A 19951-nucleotide genomic window follows, 5' to 3' on the forward strand; every position below is an offset into this window, starting at 1 on the left:
CAGGCTTCAACTGACCGCCAGATTACGACCCTGACGTTTGGCGCTGTACATGTTGGCATCGGCCACCTGCAGCATACGGGACAGATCAAAACCGGTTTCGCAATAGGCAACACCGAAGCTGGCGCTCAGCCCGATCTTGTCGCCATCTGTGGTCGTGACCTTCAGGTTGGCGATGGCGACACGGATTTTTTCCGCCGCCTCGGTAATGTCCTGCCGTTTGAGGAAGGGCAGGAACATTGCAAATTCCTCGCCGCCAATACGGCCAGCAATATCGTCATCTGCGCTCATGCGTGACACCAACTGGCCAACACGGCGTAGCGCTGCATCGCCGGTAGCATGGCCATAGGTATCATTGAGTGTCTTGAAGTAATCGAGATCGAAAAACAGCAAGCCGCCGCTCTTTTGTCCCAGACTTGCCTTTTCCAGCTCGTCCATGAAGGTGGCGCGGTTGAGAATGCCGGTCAGCGGATCAAGACGCGATGACATCCGCAATTGCTCATAGGCAAAGGCCAACTCGTCGCGCGCTTCGGCCGCTTCCGTGCGGGCCAGACGCAGTCTTGCAGTATTCCAGTAATGAAGGGCCGACATGGGGATTGCGCTTGCAAGCGGGCAGATGATCGTCATGATCAGTCCAGCGCCCGCAAGCTTGCCTCCCATCATGGGAACGAATGTCACAGATATCAGCAGGGTCACGCCTAATGCGAATATTCCCGTGGCCAGAGCCTTGAGTGTGATAATCCGAAAATCAATCATTGATCTTTTGGTTCCATTCGATCCGGGACTAACCATGCCGCAGTTTTAAATTGTCTGAACGGAACCGTTAAATTGCGACGTTTTCGTATTTAATTGGTGCATTATCCACTGGCATGGTTTTTGACCCCTCTTGTGACGGCTCAAAACCTCATCTCCGATGGAACGCATGTTCTCTTGCCCGCCGAACAGCTAAGGTTCTAAGTTGCTGTTGTTGCATAAACGGGAATGATTCATGTCGCTCAGGCTTGCCACTTTCAACATCGAAAACCTGCTCACCCGCTTTGATTTTACAGGCTTTCGCAACCAGACTCGCCGCGACAGGGCGATGCAGCTTTTCGAGATCCGTGACGAGGCGACCTATCAGGCCTTGGAAAGTGCGCGTCTGGTATCTTCCACCGACGATACCCGCCAGCTTTCGGCACTGGCGATAGCTGATGCGGATGCCGACATCCTCTGCCTGCAGGAAGTGGACAACATGGCGGCCTTGCAGGCCTTCGAATATGGCTATCTCTTTCGTATGGTCGGCAACGGCTATCGCCAGAAATATCTGGTGGAGGGCAATGACAGCCGCGGCATCGATGTCGCCGTCATCATGCGCGAGGAAACCCGCGACGGGCAACGCATCGAACTGGTAGATATCAAAAGCCATGCGGCACTGACTTACCGCGACCTGCATCTCTTTAACGCCGATATCTCTGTCACCAACCAGCCAGATGACAAGATCTTCAAACGCGACTGCCTGGAACTTGACCTGCGTATCGGCGGCAAACCCTTCACGCTTTACGTGGTGCATCTGAAATCGATGACCAATTCGCGGGAATCGACGGATGCGCGACTTGGCACCATGGCCATCCGGCATGCCGAACTGAAAGCCGTGCGCCATATTATTGAAAGCCGCTTCGGCGCAGGCAAGGCGCGCGACATGAATTTCGCCATTTGTGGCGACATGAATGACTATCAGGAAAAAGTGCTGATCGACGGTGACCGGCGCAAGGGCTACACCTTCACACCTGTCAAAGAGGATGAAAGCGCGTTGAAAGTGCTGAGTGCCGATGGTTTTGCCATTAACCCTATGCTGCGCCGTGACGTGATGGACCGGTGGACGCTGTATCATTCGCGTGGACCACAGGAACAGCATCTCTGCCAGCTTGATTACATCTGGCTATCACCGCGCCTTGCCAGCCTCAACCAAAACCAAGTGCCGGACATTATTCGCAATGGCCAGCCTTTCCGCACCATTTTTCCGCCAGGGCAGGCGGTGGACCGTTATCCGCGCACTGGCTGGGACAGGCCAAAGGCTTCTGACCATTGCCCTGTCGTGATGACCCTGGATCTGGAGTGATGAGCCAGCGCGGCGCTGTCCTGCATAGATTAGAGCTGTGGGGGTGGACCGGCGACAACTGGGGGTTCTGGCGAGTAAGTTGTTTCAGGTGTATGTTGTCTTTCAGTTCAAGTTGACTGACTAAAACATGCGAATGGAAGAAACATAAACGCGAGGCCAAAACGATGCCCGGTTCCATTTCTGAGACTGTCGTTGATTATGTACACGCCATGACCTTTGCCGATGAGGACAGGTTACGGGAACTTTTCGATCCGCGAGCCGCCATCGTCGGTAACTATCAGGGCGGTATTGAGTGGCTGTCTCTCAGTGATTTCATCGATCAGATCAAGTCTGTCGATTCTCCGTCACCGGACCATGAGCTCGATTATGAGATTCTTGGCATTGATACCGCTGGCGAGACCGCGTCCGTCAAACTGCGCGATAGTTTTGCAGGGGCGAACTTCACCAATTACCTCTCACTGCTACAAATCGATGGTAAGTGGTTGATCGTTCACAAGCTTTATTATCTGCACGATGAGTAAGGCTTAGCCTCTACAAATCCGCATTTCAGGTTTGCGAACAAAAAAATGCATGTTCGGCATGCTTATTTTCAATTTTCGCTTTACACAGAAAAAGAATCTGGTAATTCCACACGCACTGGATTGCCCTTGTAGCTCAGTTGGTAGAGCACCTGATTTGTAATCAGGGGGTCACGAGTTCGAACCTTGTCGGGGGCACCAGTTTTTCCCTTTAAATCAATGCATTGCAGTTGACGATAGATTGTCGTCAACGTCTCGCGCTCATTTTGCGAAGACACGATTGCCTGAAGTTGCAGACGTGTCTGATGGCCGCCCGAGTTTGGGCTAGGCGAGAAATTGAACCTTCTGATTCCCCGACTTCCGCTTTCCACAGTTTTGTCGGCATTGTTGGCAAGATGGACATGCGCCTGACAAAATTGCGGTTAAAGCGTGTTTTCCGCTTTGAAATGTCATGGCTGATGGTGGGTTTATCACCACGGGTATGGCAGGTTTGTCGTGAAAACTGACATCAAGGACTGCCGTCGGGCGTGAAAATTGCGTATGGTCTGCTTCATGAGGGTGGATCGTCGCCCTTGGTGTGAATGCGTAAAACAGGTGCTGTGTTGATCGATCCCTATGTTTTGCTTGGTGTGGCGCGTGATGCGGATGAGGCAGCAATCAAGGCTGCCTATCGCAAGCTGGCAAAAAACGCGCATCCGGATAGTGGCGGCGATACCGAGCAATTCTCCAGCCTGCAAAAAGCCTATGATCTTTTGAAGGACCCGGTGCGCCGCAAGGTGTTCGATGACACCGGTTATGATCCGCAACTGGCAGATCCGAAGGATCTCAAAGGTTTGCTGATGCTTGAAACACTGGTCAACGAGTTCATTCTGGATGAGCGCGAGCCGGGCAGTTTCGACCCGGTTGCTGCGATGCGCCGCAAGTTGACGGACGACATTCTCAAAAGCCGTTTCCACATTCTCGAGCTTGAGCGTCATCGCACGCGCGTGCGCAAACATATGGACAGGCTGGGCAAAAAGCCGGAAACCGATGTGCTCGGCTCCATGCTGCGCTCTCGCAGCCAATCCATCGCCGAGGCCATTCGTAATGCCGAAGCGCAGATCGAGGCCATCGAGCAGGCCTATACCATGCTGGAAGGCTATTCCTACGAAATCGAGATGATGGAACGCGTCGTGACGCTGAAAGCAGAGGCGGCGGAATAAACCGCCAGCCGGTTTTCTGTCATTGGATTACGGTCCATTGACCAGCGCCAGAATGAGTTGGTGCACCCGGCCACCGGGTGACATTTCCTCCCGGTCGAAATCACTGCTGCGACGGCGCTGTTCGTTGGAAAGTTCACCGAGCCGCTTTTGCAAAACCTCCCGAACCTTCTGGCATTTCGGGTCGTTTTCGGCTCTCAGACCTACACTGTAAGCCTCGATTTTCTGGACCATGTCGAGAATGTGCTCGCCATGAACGCGTTCATGAGTCTCGACGCCCTGAATAAATGTCTGCCAGCTGTCTGCCATCGCCCCAGACAGTTTTGTAGCGGGTTTGGGCCAGCTGTAGATGATGGTGAGATTGGGCCGGGCGGAGGCCAGCACACAAGCGCCATCCGGCAGTGGCCGGTAATCCCGGCGCCAGGTCAGTTTAAAGGTGGTGTAGGCAATGGCCTGGCCGGAGCCGGCCTCGGGGCCGCGAGCACCAATCGACTGGTACAGTTCCATGCCGGTTGAACCGCGCACCGTATAGGGTTTGATCTGTTCAGCCGGGCGCCAGTTATTGGCGTGAGCGGCAGCGGGCAAAGCCAGCAATGTCAGAAGGGCAGGGATGGCAGCGTTTTTCATGGTGCGGGTCGTGATCACTCGGAGTTTCCATATCAGCAACCCGCTCACCGACCACGGGCCTCATTGTAAAAATCAATCGCCCACCGATCGTAAGGCCGATGTTTGCAAGGCGCGCAGAATATCCATGGCCTCGTTTGCCCTGTCATGCGGCACGAACACATAGTCATGATGTAACGCGGCGACCATATTGCAGGCAATGCCTTTGTCAGCCAGTGCAGTGGATACCGCGGCGGTCAAACCGACACCTTCGAGAGACGAATATACCTCAAGAGTAATTCGAGACATTGGCGGCTGGGTCATTGGCAGGTCCAGCGATATTGCTTTGCTGAGCGGCAAGATGAGGCTGATGCCCTCGGCTTCATGGAACGTGGCCAGGGCGTTGAGAATAATGTGTCGATCTGCACCGGACGGGGGTAGTGCGCAGAAAATATAGGTCTCTGTATCAAGCGTCGGGGTCATGCCCGCTATCATCCCGGCACGATCCTGAACGACTGCTCCTGTCGATACATCCGGCGGCAAATTTGTGATCTCCAGCAAATCAAGATGAACCGACGATGGCCTGTCTGGTGTTGATTATCAAGCAACATCAAAGTCGCGTCGATTAGCAGGGCGGCATTCAAAACGAAAAAAGCCCCTGCTTTTCAGCAAGGGCTTTTCGCTGGAGCTGACAAGGGGGATCAGTCGTCCAGCTTGTCGTAATCCAGTTTAGGAGCGGCTTCGAGCGCTTCCTTTGTCGTGTCGACATAGGCCTTCCATGTGCCGTTATCGTTTTGGACAGCCACCGAGGCCGGATCAAGCACCACGTAGCTCTTGTCGATCCCAAGGAAGCCACCGACGCTGGCAACAAGGCCAATCACCGACTTGCCGTCACCAATCACCACATCTTCAATCTCGCCAATGTCGTCACCGGCTGCGTTGTAGATATCCAGGCCTTCCAGCTGGGAGGCGGTCAGATCGGTCTTCTGCACGTTGACGAATTTCAGCGGACCATTTGGCGTCATGCCCATTGTGATGCCGGGGCCCGCCAGAGTGGCGTCAGCGCCAGCAGCTGCAGGGGCGGCAGCGGACGGTGCAGCCGGGGTTGTCGCTGTCTGTGCAAAGGCAACAGAGGAGGTGAGGACTGCAGCAGCAGCCAGTGCGAAAACCTTGTTTTTCATGATGTTTCTTCCCTTTCAGTATCGAACGCTATGTTCGGGGAAGTAACGGACAGGCATTGTTTTGGTTCCAGCAAAAAATGTAGATTAGATCGTCAGCATGATCTGAAATACGCTATAAGAGGATTGAGATCATGACGCGGTTCCCAAGGGTACAGGTGACAATCATGTCGGATAAAAAACAGGACCATGTGCAACACAAGGGTGATCCATCTGCTTTGATCGACGAGAGGATCGAACAGTTGGGTGACTGGCGCGGTGCAAAACTTGCGAAAATTCGCGCACTGATAAAACAGGCGGTGCCCGAGGTGATCGAAGAATGGAAATGGCGCGGCGTGCCTGTTTGGGAACATGCCGGCATTATCTGCACCGGCGAGACCTACAAAAATGTGGTCAAGATGACCTTTGCCCATGGTGCGTCAGTCGCGGACCCTGCCGAGCTGTTTAATTCCAGCCTTGAGGGCAATACGCGCCGCGCAATCGATTTTCATGAAGATGATGCGATTGATGAAGAGGCTTTGAAAGCGCTCATTCGTGCGGCCGCAGAGAGAAATGTCTCTCATAAATCAAAATCATCCCGCTCTACAAAAAAAGCGGGATCATCATAAAGCGTCCAGAAAAACTTATGTACGCGACGGGAACGTGCCGGAGAGTTTCTGCTGCACCAGATCAACACTGCCACGGACATGCAGCATCAGAGGTTTGCCGCCGGAGACTGCCAGCGCCATGGCGATGATAGACACGTCCTCTTCGAATGCACCGACGTAAAGCACCTGTGCCGGATTGACGTAGACGGTTTGATTGTGGGTGTTTTTAAAACCGATCATCATATGAGGCATGTCTCCTTTTTGCTTTGGGTGGAGATATGCCAGCAAGGGGTTGATGCAGGTTTAACGCATAATAGCAAAATACGACTTATGCGACTGCTGGGCACGTAGGCGCCAAATGCTCCGCAAGTTTGGCAAATAGAAGGTGAATATCTGCGGCTAATTCTCGGCGACATCCTTGTCGCTATCCCATTTGCTGTCGATGAATTTCAGCACATCGATGATTGAGGTCTTCCAGACGGTCCAGACGTGATCGCCGTCAGTGATGCGCAATTCCGATGTGCGATTGTCAGCCTGTAATGTTTCATGCAGGGCAACGGCGCCGCGCCAGAGATAAAAGCCGTCATCGTCGCCAACCGTGAGATAGGTGGAAGGCAAGTCCTGTCCTTCCACGACATGTTGCGCGACCAGAGTGAAGAGGTTCTTTTCATTGAACAGGCGCGCGTCGAATGGCGTGCCAAAAGCGCCGGAGAAATGATCGCCGGTTGATGGCAGGACGATACCGCTGGTGATCGTCGTGCGGTCAACCCGGTGGAAAAAGGCGCTGTCCTGAATGAGCTTCAGTTCGGCGGGCGTTTTATCGAGATCTTCGGCTGGCACGTTTTGCCAAATGGCGCCGGACATGCTGGCGACAGCTGTGAAAAGATCTTCGTGGTCATAGGCAAGACGCAGTGCGCCAAACCCGCCCATCGAGAGGCCAGCAATGGCGCGACCCTGCTTGTCCTGACGAACAGGGAGCGTTTTTTCCACATGGGAGCGAAGGTCGCCCGTTATGGCTGTCTCGTAATCACCCGGCCCGCCAACTGCTGATGAATCGACATACCAGCTGTTCTTTGCGCCCGGCATGACCACGACCAGCGGACCGATGGTGCCTGAGGCGATCATGCCATCCAGTGTTTTCTGGATGTTGCCGAGATCGCGCCAACTGTTCTGGTCGCCGTCATGGCCGTGCAACAGATACAGCACCGGCCAGCCGTTTTCGGGCGGCTCTCCATCCGGTCGATAGATGTTGACTGAGAGATCGGCGCCAAGCGCCTTGCTGTTGAAGGTGGCATCTCCAATCTGCCCGGCAAAGGCAGATCCGGAGGACAGGAAAAGGCAAAGGGTTGCCAGATTTTTTCGCATCATGCCGTCTCTCCCTTGCGGGTTCGCAGGTTCCCCACAAAGTTCAGCAACGTTAACGAGCAGGTTGGGTTCCTGCGCTACATGTTTGTGGTTAACGCCCCGGTTTGCCGGTCTTGCCTTTTGTGCGGCCCTTGCGCTGTTTTTCGTCCACCGCATCTTCATAGGAACCGACGCCGGGTTTGGCACGAGTGATCGGGCGAGGGTCGTCAGTGCGTTTTTCCGGCTGGCCTTCGAGAAGCGGTGAGAACCGCTTGCCGCCCTCACTTGCCGGTTTTTCAGGAACGTCACCACGCACGGGCTTTTCGGTGCGGCCAACCGTCATTTCGTCGAGCGTGTTTTTGCGGAACAACGGCTTGGCGGTGTCCGTGCCCGGTCCCATGTCATCCAGCGATGGTTTCTGGAACAGGGATTCACGGGTGGCCTGCGCGGCGCGTCTGATGCCTTCCTGCGCCTTGGATTCTTCCTTGGCGATAGGGTCGTCCATGGCCGCCAGTTCGACAGCCTTGAGGCGCTTGATTTCGTCGCGCAGACGCGCGGCCTTTTCGAAGTCGAGATCGGCTGCTGCGTCGCGCATCTGTTTTTCCAGCGCGTTGAGGTGTGCCTGCAAGTTGGCGCCAACCAGATGGCCGCCATCGGCAAAACCTTTGCCAGAAACGCCAGAAATATCAGCCCTTACGTGATCTTTCTCATAAACTGAATCAAGAATATCCGAGATGCGCGCCTTGACCGATTCCGGCGTAATGCCGTGTTCGGTATTGTAGGCCATCTGCTTTTCACGGCGGCGGCTGGTTTCTTCCATGGCGCGTTTCATCGAGCCGGTGATGTTATCCGCGTAGAGGATAACCTTGCCGTCGACGTTACGAGCAGCACGGCCGATCGTCTGGATGAGCGATGTTTCCGAACGCAGGAAACCTTCCTTGTCGGCGTCGAGAATGGCGACAAAACCGCATTCCGGAATATCGAGACCTTCGCGCAGCAGGTTGATACCAACCAGCACGTCGAAGGCGCCAAGACGCAGGTCACGGATGATCTCGATACGCTCCAGCGTGTCGATGTCCGAGTGCATGTAGCGCACGCGTACGCCTTGTTCATGAAGATACTCGGTCAGGTCTTCCGCCATGCGTTTGGTCAGAACCGTCACCAGCGTGCGGTATCCGGCCTGTGCAGTTTCGCGGATTTCACCCAAGACATCGTCAACCTGCGTGCGGGCAGAACGAACCTCGACCGGCGGATCGATAAGACCGGTGGGGCGAATGACCTGTTCGGCAAAAACGCCACCGGACTCTTCCATTTCCCAGGAGCCAGGTGTGGCCGACACAGCGATGGTTGGTGGGCGCATGGCGTCCCACTCCTCGAACCGCAGCGGACGGTTGTCCATGCAGGAGGGCAGGCGGAAGCCGTATTCCGCTAGCGTTGCCTTGCGACGGAAGTCGCCTCGGTACATGCCACCGATCTGGCTGACGGAGACGTGGCTTTCGTCGATGAACAGAAGCGCGTTGTCAGGGATATATTCAAACAGCGTCGGTGGTGGCTCGCCGGGATTACGGCCAGTGAGGTAACGGGAATAGTTTTCGATACCGGCGCAGGAGCCGGTGGCCTCCAGCATTTCGACATCGTAACGGGTGCGCTGTTCCAGACGCTGCGCTTCGAGCAGGCGGCCAGCCCTTTCCAGTTCGGCAAGGCGGCCTTTCAGCTCTTCCTTGATCGACTTGATGGCGCCATTCAGCGTCGGGCGCGGCGTGACATAGTGCGAATTGGCGTAAATCTTCACCGATTGCAGATCGCCGGTTTTCTGACCGGTCAATGGATCGAATTCGGTGATGGTTTCGATTTCATCGCCCCACATGGAAATGCGCCATGCGGCATCTTCCAAGTGGGCCGGGAAGATTTCAATCGTGTCACCACGTACACGGAAGGAGCCGCGCACGAAGTTGATGTCCTGCCGTTTGTATTGCTGTGCCACGAGATCGGCCAGAAGCTGACGCTGGTCCAGCTTGTCGCCCACCTGCATCTGGAAGGTCATGGCAGTGTAGGTTTCCACCGAGCCAATACCGTAAATGCAGGAGACCGAAGCGACGATGATACAGTCATCGCGCTCCAGAATGGCGCGGGTGGCGGAGTGGCGCATACGATCGATCTGTTCGTTGATCGACGATTCCTTTTCGATGAAGGTATCCGAGCGCGGCACATAGGCTTCCGGCTGGTAATAATCGTAGTAGGAAACGAAATATTCCACCGCATTGTCGGGGAAGAAGTTCTTGAACTCGGAATAAAGCTGTGCGGCCAGCGTCTTGTTTGGTGCAAGAATAACCGCAGGACGCTGGGTTGCCTCAATCACCTTGGCCATGGTGAAGGTCTTGCCCGAACCGGTCACGCCGAGAAGGACCTGCGAGCGTTCTCCCGAATTGATGCCTTCGACCAGATCGGCAATGGCGGTTGGCTGATCACCGGCAGGTTCGAAGTCCGATTGCATGCGGATCGTAATGCCGCCTTCGGATTTGGCCGGGCGAGCAGGACGATGCGGCGTCCACAATTTGCCATCCTTGAACAGCGGATTACCGCTTTCAATCAGCTTCGACAGCGCATCAACCGTGGCCGTGACGGCACCGGTGGCGAGGTTTTCCGCCTCTTCAAGACTGACATCGAGACCGGCAACCGGGTTCAGACCGGCAGCTGCACGGGTCTTGGGGTCGTTGGATGCGCCAATCGACACACCGCGCGATGTCTTTTGCGATGTGGCCTTGTTGCCCTTTGCAGTCTTTGCGGCTTCATCGATTGCAGCCTTGCGCGCTTCAATCTCGATCTTCTTGCGGTGCTTGCCCGCCTTGGACGCAATCTCCCGCTGCGTTTCAACTGAGGATGCTTCCGCTTCGGCTTCGAGCTGCTTTACCCAATCAGCAACGCTGCCGGAAAGCGGCGCACCTTCAAAAGGTGCCTGCGGCATTTCAGCAAAGCCATCGGAGCGCGAGGTCTGGTCGGTGGGTTTTTTCGGAGATTTGGCCATGCCCGGAATATGGAGAGAGTCCGCTCAAAAAGGAAGGGGCGGCAATGAAAAAATGAGTACAAAAAGGAAACGTCACCCTGCATGGAACCGAACGAATGCTGGCGTGTTTTATCCTCCGTTTTCATTGCCGTGCGGCAGGTGAAAGAATGGAGCTGATACCTTCTACATCAGGGCATCTGCTTCGCAAAAAAGCCCAGTACACTTTTTGGCCAGATGCTGTAAGCAAGTGGCCAAATTCCGAAGATGTTCTGTTTTTCGGTTCCGGTTTTCCTCACAATCTCCAAAGGTCGATCATGCCTTTTTCATTCAGCCCTGCCCACATCTGGCCTGTCCTGATGCTCATTGCCTCAAACGTCTTCATGACCTTTGCCTGGTATGGGCATCTCAAGCATAAGGGCAGCGCCCTGTTTCTGGCGATTATGGCCAGTTGGGGCATCGCGTTTTTTGAATATTGTCTGGCGGTTCCTGCCAACCGTATTGGCTCTGAGGTCTATTCGACAGCGCAGCTGAAGACGATGCAGGAAGTGATCACGCTGATCGTATTTGCCGGCTTCTCGATCTTCTGGCTGAAGGAAAGCCTGACCATCAACCACGTTATCGGTTTTGCACTGATTGCGCTGGGCGCGTCATTTATCTTCAGAACCTGACATCGTGCATTCTACTGGTTTTATGCACCCCACGCTGTCGCGGAACGATGATGTCCGCGCGGCCACATCGTGCATTTACGGATCTGGGCTGGCTTAATATCTGGCCCAGATTTTTCGAAGTGGCGCGCCGAGGCTTTCGGCAAGCTGCTGATCCTGCTTGTGCGTTGTGTCATCCATATTGGGATTGAGGGCCTCGAGCGCAAAACGCCCAAAGCCAGCGGGCCAGACATAGTCCAACCCATTCAAATTCACGGTCGTGCTACAGCAGGCAGCTTCGGCGGAAAGATTTTTGAATTCGCTGGCAAAGGCCGTGTCCATGGCTTCGCCCCACCAGCCCTCGACATCCGCCTTGCAGTTGGGGCATTTTACACCCGACCAGTTCTCTCCGGGATCATAAAAGCGCACATCGTCCTCGAAGTGGCCCGAGACATTCTCGGAAAGCGGCGCCATGGCCCTCAGCAAACTCGCTGCCTTGTCCGCCTGTTCTGTCGTTGGCTGCCAGAACGGATCGGCCGGGACATAACGTAAAATCGTGTCGGACATTGTTGCTCCATTGATTTTGTTATCAGTGCATGCTTGTTGAGCATATACCTATGGGCGAGATTGCGAGCGGCAATCAACCAGTTTTAACTGGTCGGGATTTGGCCACGGAAGAATGAAAAGTTTCAGACATGCGACGATCGATGTTTGCGAATACACAACTTCTTGAAAATGTCTTTGGTGCCGTGCCTGAAATGACGAGAGTAGAATTGGTACGTCTGGACGTGGAATATGGAAGAGCTGTTTCCCTCCAAATTATCCTGACGGAGAGAGCGATATCGATGCCGCCCAAATGGCAGGACTTCAACACGGTTGGCATGAGGCTTAGGTTTTGGGGTGTCGAACGATATAGTGTCAGTGAGAACGATCCAGTGATCCGTGACATCTCCTATCTGCAGTTCAGTGAGGTGGACGACAGGCTGTACAAATGCGTCATCAGGGGACAAATCAACGCCGAGATCATATTCGATGTTGCGCGTCCAGACGAGTTTTTCCCTGCATTACTCAACCCGGAGCATAGTGTGACGTTGCAGTGATACCCAATCTCGATATGAAGGCTGTATGATGAAAACCAGACCTGCAATGTCAGATGATGCAGAGGGCATGGCAGCCGTGCAAAACGAAATTTTCGCAGCCGGTTTGCGCAAGACGCCCACCGACAAGGCTACTATTATGGCCGCTTACATCGATCCGGAGGACCGCATACAGTGCGTAGTGGCGGAAGACGACGATGGGCGTATTCTCGGGTTTCAATCGCTGCGTCTTGCGAAGGTGGGGAACCCTTGGGACGTGGCTGAAGGTTGGGGCATAATCGGCACCCATGTCAGCCCGCTTGCCGCGCGCAGAGGTGTCGGCTCGGCCTTGTTCAAGGATACGCTGCGTGCTGCGAGAGAGTTTGGCCTGCGCAGCATCGATGCCAGCATTGGCGCGGACAATATGTTGGGGCAGGCCTATTATGAGGCCATGGGTTTTCAGACGTATCGCACGCCGAATGGTCTGGTCTGTAAAGCATTTTATCTTTAGGGGCAGAAGAGGCCGGGATGGCGCCCGGCCACTATTTCCTATTCTTCTTCTCAGGCGATTTTGGTTTTACCGATTTTCTGAACTGCGAAATCCAGCGCCAGCATCACCAGCAGGCTTAACCCGACCAACGGGTAAAGAATGCCGCCAATCGCCAGCATCGCAATCAGGCCACGCATGACCCGTCGCTCCTGTGGCATCGGCGGAATGCCAAGCGAACCCTTGGGGCGACGTTTCCACCACATGACACCACCGGAGACTGCCAATAGCAGGGTGGCCAGGCAGGCCAAGGTCAGCACGATCTGGTTTGCCAGACCAAATTGCTGGCCCATATGGGTGTTGATGCTCCATTCCAGCGCTTTGCCCATCGGACCGTAATCTGCATAGCTCATGTCGATCAGTGCTTCGCCGCTATATTGGTCGAGGTGGATGACGCGCTGTTTGGACAGGTCATCGGGATAGATCGAGCCACTATAGACACCGGATGGATTGGTCGGCAGGGCCACGGCGTAACCCGGTGTCAGGCCAAGCTTCTCGAAACGGGCAATGGCACCGTTTATGCCAATCGTATCGCTCATTGCTGGTGCCTGTTGCGTGGCAGGCATGGTGGCGTGGCCACTATGACCTTCATGGCCGCTATCACCCTGTCCATGGTCATGACCCTGTGACAGCGGTATCTGTGCCTGCTCCAGCGACCATGAGGTTTTCGAGATGTCATCAAGCTTCTGCTTCGACATGGGCACATCAACGCGCACACCGGATGGATAACCGAAATTGCTGCCATTGGCCCATTCATTGACCTTGCCGCCCCACACACCCGACCATGGCATGCCCGTGGCCGCCAGAAAGACGATGAAGAAGCCGACAAAAATTCCGGTTACCGCATGGATGTCACGCCAGAATACCCGTTTTTTTGGTGTGCCGCGGACAGTGAGCACGCCGCCGGTCTGGTTGCGTGGCCACCACAGATAGATGCCGGTTGCCACCAGCAGCATGGACCAGCCTGCGGCGATTTCGATGAAATAACGGGCGTAGGTGCCGAAGTATTTCAGGCTGTGCAGATACCGCACGGTCCACATGACGGTGCCGCGATCGGGCAGCGAACCCAACACCTCGCCTGTATAGGTGTTGACGTAAACGGCACGTTTTCCCTCCGCCGTACTAACGGTGATTTCGGTCGATGCAGCGGGGTTGTCAGGTGTGGTGTATTTGACCGCCGTGCCAGGAACCGCAGCCAGAGCTGCCGCGACAATGTCGGATGGATTGGCTTTTGACGCAATCTGCGAGATGTCGATGCGCTTGAGATCGGAATGAATGACATTGTCGATCTCGTCCTTGAACAGATAGAGCGCGCCAGTGATGGCAAGCGTGATCATGAAGGGCAGGATGAACAGGCCGGCATAAAAATGCCAGCGCCAGACGGCGCGATAGAGATTAATCGAAGAGGATTGCGCAGGCGCGCGCGGCCCCTCGAAAGAGGTGGTAACGGACATGGATGTCTCCGCAAAATGAAAGGATGACCGGCAGGGCCGGTGTGTTGTTCTTTCAGACTTGCTTGGAAACAGGTGGTCCGCGAGGCTGCGATTCCCGATTGGGTGGCGTGGCCGGCTGGTCAGCCTGCGGCTGCACAAAGGCGATATCCACCTTTGGCAGAAGAGCTGTTGCCAGTTCGTTTGGCGTGACCACAAGGGCGGCGGCAGAAACCGATGCCAGGCGACAGAGCGTGCCACAGCAATTATTGGCAAGTTTGCCAGCCGGGTCCTGTTTTTCTGTCGCGCCAGCAGGGGAATGGCTGGAGCAGATAATCTCATCTGCAGCCAGCGCCATGGTGGCCATGTTGCCATGGGCAACGCCATTGGCCAGCCCCTGCAGCAAAAACAGCAGCAGCGCCAGCATGGCGACAGCGCCAGCCGAACTGCGATCCTGCATGATTTTGCGAATGAGCTTCATCGCACCTGACTGGCACAGTTTTTTTGCCTTGTCACTGTGACGCTCTGTCCCGTGATCTTGCCGGTATTAAAATGGAAGGCTGGATTACAAATTATCCATGTCTGAAAAAGGCCGCAGTTTCGCTCGATTGCCGCCCGTTTTGCTTGAGAGCCTGTCACTTCCCGAATGTTGGCAGGAGTGGCAGATATGGTTTCCTACTCTCCGACTATGGCTGCGATCCGTTTTGGTTACGGCCTGTCACCTCACGAAAAGCAAGGCGAGCGGCTGGATGATCTGCTTGGCCAACTGGCCGATGGCAGCCGGTCAGAACCGATGTTTCCCAGAGGTGGCATAGATGAAGCGCGGCAACGCGCCGATGACCTTGCCGAAGGGTTGAAGGAAATTCGTGCCATTAACAATGGTGGTGAGAGGGATCGTGAGGGGCGCAAGCTTTTGCAACAAAAGGCCAATCAGGCCTTCCAGCGCGATGCCGTGGCACGGGTGACGCAGGCGGTGTTTTCGCCCTACGGTTTTTACGAGCGCCTGTCCGGCTTCTGGTTCGACCATTTTTCCGTCAGTGCCTATAAAACCCTGCCGATGCGGTTGCTGACGCCGCTTTATGAGAGCGAAGCCATTCGCCCGCATCTGGCCGGCTCCTTCCGAGATCTGTTGCAGGCCGCAATCCTCCACCCAGCCATGTTGATCTACCTCGATCAGGACCGGTCAGCTGGCCCGGATTCGGCCGCGGCGCAGAACCGCAGACGCGGGCTCAATGAAAATCTCGGTCGAGAACTGCTGGAACTGCACACGATGGGTGCGGGCAGCGGCTACACCCAGACGGATGTCCGATCCGCTGCACTGGTGCTGACCGGTATGACTGTCAATGACCAGTATGAGATGCTGTTTCGCCCGCGTCTGGCCGAGCCGGGGCAGATCGATGTGCTCGGCGTTTCCTATGGTGGCCGCAAACGGTCGGTCGATGATTGCTTGTCGATGCTGGATGATCTCGCCGCACGACATGAGACGGCTGAACATATCTGTCGCAAACTGGTGGCGCATTTCATTGCCGACGAGCCACCAACCGACATGATCAAGGCTATGGTCGATACCTGGCGGGCGAGCGATGGTAATTTGGCCAAGGTTTATGAGGCGATGGTGTCGCAGCCAAGGGCGTGGAGCGACCCCGGCCGCAAGATGAAGCTACCTTTTGACTATGTGGTGTCCGGTTTACGCGCGCTTGGCATAGACCGTAAAAGTTGGCGTGATATAATGTCTCCCGATGGTGACTCTGCCGATGTGGCTGACAATACCACTGCTCCGGCGATGTCGACGAATCCTGCGCAAAATCCGGGATCTGCATCTGGGACGGATAGCGGATCGGATATGTTTGGCGACATGGCAAAACCTGCGCCTTTGGCAAAGGGTGAGGCGGTGCCGGGCGCCACCGGCAATGTCCGCAAACCCGGACTTGCCCGTAGCATGACAATTGCTGCGCTGAAACGCATGGGCCAGCCGGTGTGGCAGCCGCCAAGTCCGGCTGGATTTGAAGAGGGGGTAGCGACCTGGCTTTCCCCCAGCCAGATTAGCGAACGCATTTTATGGGCGCGAAAAGCCGCCAACAGTCTTGGCCGCAATATCGAGCCGAAAACTCTTTTGCAAAACGCGCTGGCAGATATGGCGCGAGACGACACGATTAAAGTTGTGCAGCAGGCCCCAAACCGGGCCAGCGGCATAACGCTTGTTCTTTCATCACCGGAATTCAACAGGAGATAGATTATGACTTTCTCTGAAGACATGCTTTTGAGCCGCCGCAGTTTTCTGGCGACGGCCTGCTGTGCCGCTGCCGTGCCGGCTTTTTCGCCGGTCAGTTTTGCAGCCATGCCGGGCGACAACCGTTTCGTGACCATTGTATTGCGTGGTGCGATGGACGGGCTGGACATGGTGCAGCCATTTGGTGATCCGCTGTTTGCCGCCATGCGGCCGAGCTTGGCGATGACACCCGATAATGGACTGTTGGATCTCGATGGATTTTTTGGCCTGAACCCGGCAGCCGAAGCGCTGATGCCGCTGTGGCAGGGAAAAGAACTGGCCTTCGTGCATGCGGTTTCAACGCCATATCGTGATGCACGTAGCCATTTTGACGGGCAGGACATGCTGGAGAGCGGTGGCGAGGCCGTACATGACGAACGATCCGGCTGGCTGAACCGCGCGCTGTCGACCATTCCGCGCTCTGCCGATCGAAAGGCCATCGACATCAACACATCGATGGAGCTGATCCTGTCCGGACCCAATGAGGTCGATGTCTGGTCATCGGTGTCCGACATTACCATGCCGGAAGACGAGATCGGTTTCTTGAAACGACTCTACGCCAATGATCCCGATTTTTCGCGTGTTCTCGGCGAAGCACTGAAAACCGACATGTCGGCCGACATGCTATTTGAAGATGAAAAACGCGGACAGGGTATTCGGGATGTTGCCAATCTGACGGCAGGTCTGCTGCGTGAGGATTATCGCATTGCCAGCTTCTCGATTGATGGCTGGGACACCCATGCAGGACAGAAAGCCCAATTTGCTCGCACGGTGAAAGACCTGATGATTGCCATCAACACGCTGAAAGACCAGTTGGGTGATGATGTCTGGAAAAAAACGGTTGTCCTTGCCGTTACCGAGTTTGGCCGTACGGTGCGTGAAAATGGTACTGGCGGCACCGACCATGGTACCGGCAGTGTGGCGCTGGTGGCTGGCGGCGACATTGCCGGCGGGCAGGTGCTAGGAAAGTGGCCGGGCCTTGATGAAAGCAATCTGCTTGATGACCGTGATCTGATGCCAACTGGTGATGTGCGCGAAGTGGCGGCGGCAATGTTGCAGCGACAATTCGGTGTCAACGTGAATGATCTGACCGCGGGCATTTTTCCTGGCTTAAACTTCAACAGGGCCTCACCGTATCTGCGAATGTGATCGGCCTCGTGCCGACCTATGAAGCAAAGGGCTTTCGCTAGTCGAAAGCCACTTTTAGAGCATGCCTTAATCCACTCTGGCGCAAGTTTGGCTGCGTAAAGCACTTGTATTTGCTGGTGTCCAGATGGAGCTTTGATAGGCATGAATATACAGGTGCATGATAGCCTTGCAAATAATCCGGTAGCACCGGCCAAAGGCCGTCTTTTATCTGTTGTGCGCCCTTCACGGTCGACAAACCTGATCGTCTGTTTCAACGGTTACGGCAACAAGGCCTACTCCAATCCGGGCGTACCATTTGACACCAATCTCGATGGTTACACGGTCATTCCGCAGTACCATGCGCATGTCATCTGGTTTGTCGAAGAAAAGACCTCTTGGTATCTCGAGCATGAAGACGAGATCCTCGATCGGCTGATCAAATATGTTGTCGAAAACGGCATTACCCACGTCAAGTTCGTTGGGTGCAGTGCTGGTGCCTATGCTTCGCTTCGTTTTGGTATTCTGATGGACAAGCGACTGGCGATGATCGGCAACAATGCGATGCTGGTCTCTTTCGCGGTAAACCCGCAGACCGGTTTCCGTCCTGAGCTTTTGGCCAAGGTCAAACAGTCCATCGCGACGCATAATTGGAACCCGAATTCCTACGGCACCGATCCGATCCTGTTGCCGCAGGCCTATTACGACGCCTATGCCCATCGCAAGATCGATATTTCGCAGCTGTTGGCATTGCACAGGGCACGCAACCTTGCGGCCGTTGTCATGCATGATGCGCGCAACCCGATCGAAATGGTGTTCAGTGGCGATATCTTCACAGCCAGTTACGTTCTGAACTTCCCGCAGAGCTTTGGTCTTGACCATGGCTCCGGTTGCGCCCGCCTGTGGCGCGAGTTCCTCTGGGAGCCGTTTGACAAGGTCGCGCCATTTGGCAAGGCGATGTCAGGCGAAGCAATGCGACTGCTCTGAAAAACAAGACCCTTCCAGTATGGCTTAGACGGAAGGGTTTTTTCATGCCTGCAACATTCCCTTTGGGGAATGCGATTATACTTCGGCAGGGACCGGTGTCGGCTGGCCGTCATCATCAAGCGCAACCATGATGAAGGTTGCCGCAGTGACCTTTTCCAGCTTGTTATAGCGCGAACGGTGTGCCCAGGCTTCGATGCTGAGCGTAATGGATGTGCGGCCGACGCGAACGATATCGGTATAGATGCTCAGCGTGTCACCGATCTTGACCGGCAGCTCAAAGGCCATTTCCTTCACCGATGCGGTGACAACGCGACAGCGAGCACGTTCTGCAGCGCGAATGCCGCTTGCCAAGTCCATTTGTGACATAACCCAGCCACCGAAAATATCTCCGGCCGGATTGGCATCGGCTGGCATGGCGAGAGTGCGAAGTGTCAACTCTCCGGTTGGCTTGGGGGTGTCGGTCATTGCTGTGCTGCCTCCATTCGGCTGGTTATTTTTGCGATTCCGCAAGTCGGTGAAGTTTATGGGATATGTTGGCGACCTGCAATCAATGCCGCACTAGACAATCCGTATTTGCAACCGTTAAGCCGTGCGTCTGGACAAAGCAATTTACGCGATTGGAATGATGATGGATGTGAGAGATTCGAACGGCGCGATCCTGCAGGACGGCGACAATGTTACGCTGATCAAGGACCTGAAGGTCAAGGGCACCTCCGAAACGCTGAAGCGTGGCACAATGATCAAGGGTATCCAGCTAACCGACAACCCGGACGAAGTGAATTGCCGCCATGCCAAGATCAAGGGGCTGGTGCTGCGCACCGAGTTTTTGAAAAAGGCCTGATACTTTTTTCTGACGATGGGTATGAAAACAAAAGTCGCGCATCGGGTTTCGCTGCGCGACTTTTTTTATCGGCTATGCGTTGGCGGGGCAGACGTCAAATCCAGATGTCGTTGACGGCGGTGCGCTCTCCACCGCTTTCCCCGGTGTTGAGGACACCACGCGGCTCGATGAGCAACAGTTTCACTTCATTTTCCGCGAAAGGTTTATGTTCGACGCCTTTCGGCACGACAAACATCTCGCCAGCCTTCAAAGTGACGGCGCCGTCACGGAACTCGATGCGCAATAAACCCTCCATCACGATAAAGGTTTCGTCGGTCTGTGCGTGCTCATGCCAGATGAAGTCACCAAGAATACGCACGATCTTGAACTGGTAATCGTTCATCTCCGCAACAACGCGTGGCTGCCAGTGCTCGGTCAGCAGCGGGAATTTTTCGTCGAAACGGACGGGTGTATAGGTTTTCTGCATGTCAGGCATCCTGTTGGAAAGCCCTGAGCATTAGGCGT

The 19951-nt window shown here is 55.1% G+C and carries 23 protein-coding genes and 1 tRNA gene; 12 read left to right on the top strand and 12 right to left on the bottom strand.

Going from position 1 to position 19951, the window contains the following annotated elements:
- Positions 1–6: 6 nt before the first annotated feature.
- Entirely contained in the window at positions 7–753 is a 747-nt protein-coding gene (locus IB237_RS10625) for a GGDEF domain-containing protein (RefSeq protein WP_192488596.1), read from the bottom strand.
- A 232-nt stretch (positions 754–985) separates the two neighbouring features.
- On the opposite strand from IB237_RS10625, the gene IB237_RS10630 reads away from it, so the two are divergent.
- The 4 genes from IB237_RS10630 to IB237_RS10645 all read left to right on the top strand — a co-directional run bounded on the left by IB237_RS10630 (position 986) and on the right by IB237_RS10645 (position 3815).
- Positions 986–2095: an endonuclease/exonuclease/phosphatase family protein gene (locus tag IB237_RS10630; RefSeq protein ID WP_192488597.1), complete on the top strand. Its 1110-nt coding sequence runs from the start codon at positions 986–988 to the stop codon at positions 2093–2095.
- Between the two features lie 164 nt (positions 2096–2259).
- A complete protein-coding gene (locus IB237_RS10635) occupies positions 2260–2616 on the top strand; it encodes a nuclear transport factor 2 family protein (RefSeq protein WP_192488598.1) in 357 nt (118 codons plus the stop codon).
- Positions 2617–2738: 122 nt separating this feature from the next.
- A tRNA-Thr gene (locus IB237_RS10640) sits at positions 2739–2814 on the top strand.
- A 380-nt stretch (positions 2815–3194) separates the two neighbouring features.
- A complete protein-coding gene (locus IB237_RS10645) occupies positions 3195–3815 on the top strand; it encodes a J domain-containing protein (RefSeq protein ID WP_192488599.1) in 621 nt (206 codons plus the stop codon).
- 27 nt (positions 3816–3842) lie between these two features.
- Here the strand turns inward: IB237_RS10645 and IB237_RS10650 are convergent, their stop codons facing one another.
- The 3 genes from IB237_RS10650 to IB237_RS10660 all read right to left on the bottom strand — a co-directional run bounded on the left by IB237_RS10650 (position 3843) and on the right by IB237_RS10660 (position 5596).
- Positions 3843–4439 carry a DUF922 domain-containing Zn-dependent protease gene (locus IB237_RS10650; protein ID WP_210323915.1) on the bottom strand — a complete coding sequence of 199 codons (597 nt, stop codon included), beginning with the start codon at positions 4437–4439 and terminating at the stop codon, positions 3843–3845.
- Positions 4440–4511: 72 nt separating this feature from the next.
- The gene (locus IB237_RS10655) at positions 4512–4898 is read right to left on the bottom strand and encodes an ACT domain-containing protein (RefSeq protein WP_246787792.1); all 387 of its coding nucleotides are present in this window, start codon (positions 4896–4898) and stop codon (positions 4512–4514) included.
- 218 nt (positions 4899–5116) lie between these two features.
- Positions 5117–5596, bottom strand: a complete 480-nt coding sequence (locus tag IB237_RS10660) for a PRC-barrel domain-containing protein (protein ID WP_192488600.1) — start codon at positions 5594–5596, stop codon at positions 5117–5119.
- A 164-nt stretch (positions 5597–5760) separates the two neighbouring features.
- On the opposite strand from IB237_RS10660, the gene IB237_RS10665 reads away from it, so the two are divergent.
- Positions 5761–6201 (top strand): DUF1801 domain-containing protein, encoded by a 441-nt coding sequence (locus IB237_RS10665; RefSeq protein ID WP_192488601.1) that lies wholly within the window; start codon positions 5761–5763, stop codon positions 6199–6201.
- A 15-nt stretch (positions 6202–6216) separates the two neighbouring features.
- Here the strand turns inward: IB237_RS10665 and IB237_RS10670 are convergent, their stop codons facing one another.
- The 3 genes from IB237_RS10670 to uvrB all read right to left on the bottom strand — a co-directional run bounded on the left by IB237_RS10670 (position 6217) and on the right by uvrB (position 10549).
- Positions 6217–6423: a hypothetical protein gene (locus IB237_RS10670; protein WP_192488602.1), complete on the bottom strand. Its 207-nt coding sequence runs from the start codon at positions 6421–6423 to the stop codon at positions 6217–6219.
- A 156-nt stretch (positions 6424–6579) separates the two neighbouring features.
- Positions 6580–7548: an alpha/beta hydrolase family protein gene (locus IB237_RS10675; RefSeq protein WP_192488603.1), complete on the bottom strand. Its 969-nt coding sequence runs from the start codon at positions 7546–7548 to the stop codon at positions 6580–6582.
- An 88-nt stretch (positions 7549–7636) separates the two neighbouring features.
- The gene (uvrB, locus tag IB237_RS10680) at positions 7637–10549 is read right to left on the bottom strand and encodes an excinuclease ABC subunit UvrB (RefSeq protein WP_192488604.1); all 2913 of its coding nucleotides are present in this window, start codon (positions 10547–10549) and stop codon (positions 7637–7639) included.
- 293 nt (positions 10550–10842) lie between these two features.
- Here uvrB and IB237_RS10685 point away from each other — a divergent pair, with 293 nt between their 5' ends.
- Positions 10843–11196 (top strand): DMT family protein, encoded by a 354-nt coding sequence (locus tag IB237_RS10685; RefSeq protein WP_192488605.1) that lies wholly within the window; start codon positions 10843–10845, stop codon positions 11194–11196.
- Positions 11197–11289: 93 nt separating this feature from the next.
- Here the strand turns inward: IB237_RS10685 and IB237_RS10690 are convergent, their stop codons facing one another.
- Entirely contained in the window at positions 11290–11739 is a 450-nt protein-coding gene (locus IB237_RS10690; protein ID WP_192488606.1) for a hypothetical protein, read from the bottom strand.
- 140 nt (positions 11740–11879) lie between these two features.
- Here IB237_RS10690 and IB237_RS10695 point away from each other — a divergent pair, with 140 nt between their 5' ends.
- Positions 11880–12272 (top strand): Imm50 family immunity protein, encoded by a 393-nt coding sequence (locus tag IB237_RS10695; protein WP_192488607.1) that lies wholly within the window; start codon positions 11880–11882, stop codon positions 12270–12272.
- 28 nt (positions 12273–12300) lie between these two features.
- Positions 12301–12759 (top strand): GNAT family N-acetyltransferase, encoded by a 459-nt coding sequence (locus tag IB237_RS10700; protein WP_246787854.1) that lies wholly within the window; start codon positions 12301–12303, stop codon positions 12757–12759.
- Positions 12760–12809: 50 nt separating this feature from the next.
- Here the strand turns inward: IB237_RS10700 and IB237_RS10705 are convergent, their stop codons facing one another.
- The gene (locus IB237_RS10705) at positions 12810–14249 is read right to left on the bottom strand and encodes a PepSY domain-containing protein (protein WP_192488608.1); all 1440 of its coding nucleotides are present in this window, start codon (positions 14247–14249) and stop codon (positions 12810–12812) included.
- 52 nt (positions 14250–14301) lie between these two features.
- On the bottom strand, positions 14302–14706 hold the full coding sequence (locus IB237_RS10710; protein WP_192488609.1) for a DUF2946 family protein: 405 nt from the start codon (positions 14704–14706) through the stop codon (positions 14302–14304).
- Positions 14707–14892: 186 nt separating this feature from the next.
- Here IB237_RS10710 and IB237_RS10715 point away from each other — a divergent pair, with 186 nt between their 5' ends.
- From IB237_RS10715 to IB237_RS10725, 3 genes are all read left to right on the top strand, one after another.
- Positions 14893–16458: a DUF1800 family protein gene (locus IB237_RS10715; protein WP_246787794.1), complete on the top strand. Its 1566-nt coding sequence runs from the start codon at positions 14893–14895 to the stop codon at positions 16456–16458.
- Positions 16459–16461: 3 nt separating this feature from the next.
- The gene (locus IB237_RS10720) at positions 16462–17643 is read left to right on the top strand and encodes a DUF1501 domain-containing protein (protein WP_192488610.1); all 1182 of its coding nucleotides are present in this window, start codon (positions 16462–16464) and stop codon (positions 17641–17643) included.
- A 141-nt stretch (positions 17644–17784) separates the two neighbouring features.
- Positions 17785–18606, top strand: coding sequence for a hypothetical protein (locus tag IB237_RS10725; protein ID WP_192488611.1), 822 nt, complete (start codon positions 17785–17787; stop codon positions 18604–18606).
- Between the two features lie 75 nt (positions 18607–18681).
- Here the strand turns inward: IB237_RS10725 and IB237_RS10730 are convergent, their stop codons facing one another.
- On the bottom strand, positions 18682–19071 hold the full coding sequence (locus IB237_RS10730; protein ID WP_192488612.1) for an acyl-CoA thioesterase: 390 nt from the start codon (positions 19069–19071) through the stop codon (positions 18682–18684).
- Between the two features lie 163 nt (positions 19072–19234).
- Here IB237_RS10730 and IB237_RS10735 point away from each other — a divergent pair, with 163 nt between their 5' ends.
- The gene (locus IB237_RS10735; protein WP_192488613.1) at positions 19235–19447 is read left to right on the top strand and encodes an alkylphosphonate utilization protein; all 213 of its coding nucleotides are present in this window, start codon (positions 19235–19237) and stop codon (positions 19445–19447) included.
- A 94-nt stretch (positions 19448–19541) separates the two neighbouring features.
- Here the strand turns inward: IB237_RS10735 and IB237_RS10740 are convergent, their stop codons facing one another.
- Positions 19542–19913 (bottom strand): cupin domain-containing protein, encoded by a 372-nt coding sequence (locus tag IB237_RS10740; RefSeq protein ID WP_192488614.1) that lies wholly within the window; start codon positions 19911–19913, stop codon positions 19542–19544.
- Positions 19914–19951: the final 38 nt, after the last annotated feature.

It is taken from the genome of Agrobacterium sp. AGB01, from assembly GCF_014851585.1.
GTDB lineage: Bacteria > Pseudomonadota > Alphaproteobacteria > Rhizobiales > Rhizobiaceae > Agrobacterium.

Excerpts from the sequence above, each read along its gene's own strand:
- IB237_RS10625 (WP_192488596.1), bottom strand. The coding sequence starts at position 753 with ATGATTGATTTTCGGATTATCACACTCAAGGCTCTGGCCACGGGAATA.
- IB237_RS10630 (WP_192488597.1), top strand. The coding sequence starts at position 986 with ATGTCGCTCAGGCTTGCCACTTTCAACATCGAAAACCTGCTCACCCGC.
- IB237_RS10635 (WP_192488598.1), top strand. The coding sequence starts at position 2,260 with ATGCCCGGTTCCATTTCTGAGACTGTCGTTGATTATGTACACGCCATG.
- IB237_RS10645 (WP_192488599.1), top strand. The coding sequence starts at position 3,195 with ATGCGTAAAACAGGTGCTGTGTTGATCGATCCCTATGTTTTGCTTGGT.
- IB237_RS10650 (WP_210323915.1), bottom strand. The coding sequence starts at position 4,439 with ATGAAAAACGCTGCCATCCCTGCCCTTCTGACATTGCTGGCTTTGCCC.
- IB237_RS10655 (WP_246787792.1), bottom strand. The coding sequence starts at position 4,898 with ATGACCCCGACGCTTGATACAGAGACCTATATTTTCTGCGCACTACCC.
- IB237_RS10660 (WP_192488600.1), bottom strand. The coding sequence starts at position 5,596 with ATGAAAAACAAGGTTTTCGCACTGGCTGCTGCTGCAGTCCTCACCTCC.
- IB237_RS10665 (WP_192488601.1), top strand. The coding sequence starts at position 5,761 with ATGTCGGATAAAAAACAGGACCATGTGCAACACAAGGGTGATCCATCT.
- IB237_RS10670 (WP_192488602.1), bottom strand. The coding sequence starts at position 6,423 with ATGATGATCGGTTTTAAAAACACCCACAATCAAACCGTCTACGTCAAT.
- IB237_RS10675 (WP_192488603.1), bottom strand. The coding sequence starts at position 7,548 with ATGATGCGAAAAAATCTGGCAACCCTTTGCCTTTTCCTGTCCTCCGGA.
- uvrB (WP_192488604.1), bottom strand. The coding sequence starts at position 10,549 with ATGGCCAAATCTCCGAAAAAACCCACCGACCAGACCTCGCGCTCCGAT.
- IB237_RS10685 (WP_192488605.1), top strand. The coding sequence starts at position 10,843 with ATGCCTTTTTCATTCAGCCCTGCCCACATCTGGCCTGTCCTGATGCTC.
- IB237_RS10690 (WP_192488606.1), bottom strand. The coding sequence starts at position 11,739 with ATGTCCGACACGATTTTACGTTATGTCCCGGCCGATCCGTTCTGGCAG.
- IB237_RS10695 (WP_192488607.1), top strand. The coding sequence starts at position 11,880 with ATGTTTGCGAATACACAACTTCTTGAAAATGTCTTTGGTGCCGTGCCT.
- IB237_RS10700 (WP_246787854.1), top strand. The coding sequence starts at position 12,301 with ATGAAAACCAGACCTGCAATGTCAGATGATGCAGAGGGCATGGCAGCC.
- IB237_RS10705 (WP_192488608.1), bottom strand. The coding sequence starts at position 14,249 with ATGTCCGTTACCACCTCTTTCGAGGGGCCGCGCGCGCCTGCGCAATCC.
- IB237_RS10710 (WP_192488609.1), bottom strand. The coding sequence starts at position 14,706 with ATGAAGCTCATTCGCAAAATCATGCAGGATCGCAGTTCGGCTGGCGCT.
- IB237_RS10715 (WP_246787794.1), top strand. The coding sequence starts at position 14,893 with ATGGTTTCCTACTCTCCGACTATGGCTGCGATCCGTTTTGGTTACGGC.
- IB237_RS10720 (WP_192488610.1), top strand. The coding sequence starts at position 16,462 with ATGACTTTCTCTGAAGACATGCTTTTGAGCCGCCGCAGTTTTCTGGCG.
- IB237_RS10725 (WP_192488611.1), top strand. The coding sequence starts at position 17,785 with ATGAATATACAGGTGCATGATAGCCTTGCAAATAATCCGGTAGCACCG.
- IB237_RS10730 (WP_192488612.1), bottom strand. The coding sequence starts at position 19,071 with ATGACCGACACCCCCAAGCCAACCGGAGAGTTGACACTTCGCACTCTC.
- IB237_RS10735 (WP_192488613.1), top strand. The coding sequence starts at position 19,235 with ATGGATGTGAGAGATTCGAACGGCGCGATCCTGCAGGACGGCGACAAT.
- IB237_RS10740 (WP_192488614.1), bottom strand. The coding sequence starts at position 19,913 with ATGCAGAAAACCTATACACCCGTCCGTTTCGACGAAAAATTCCCGCTG.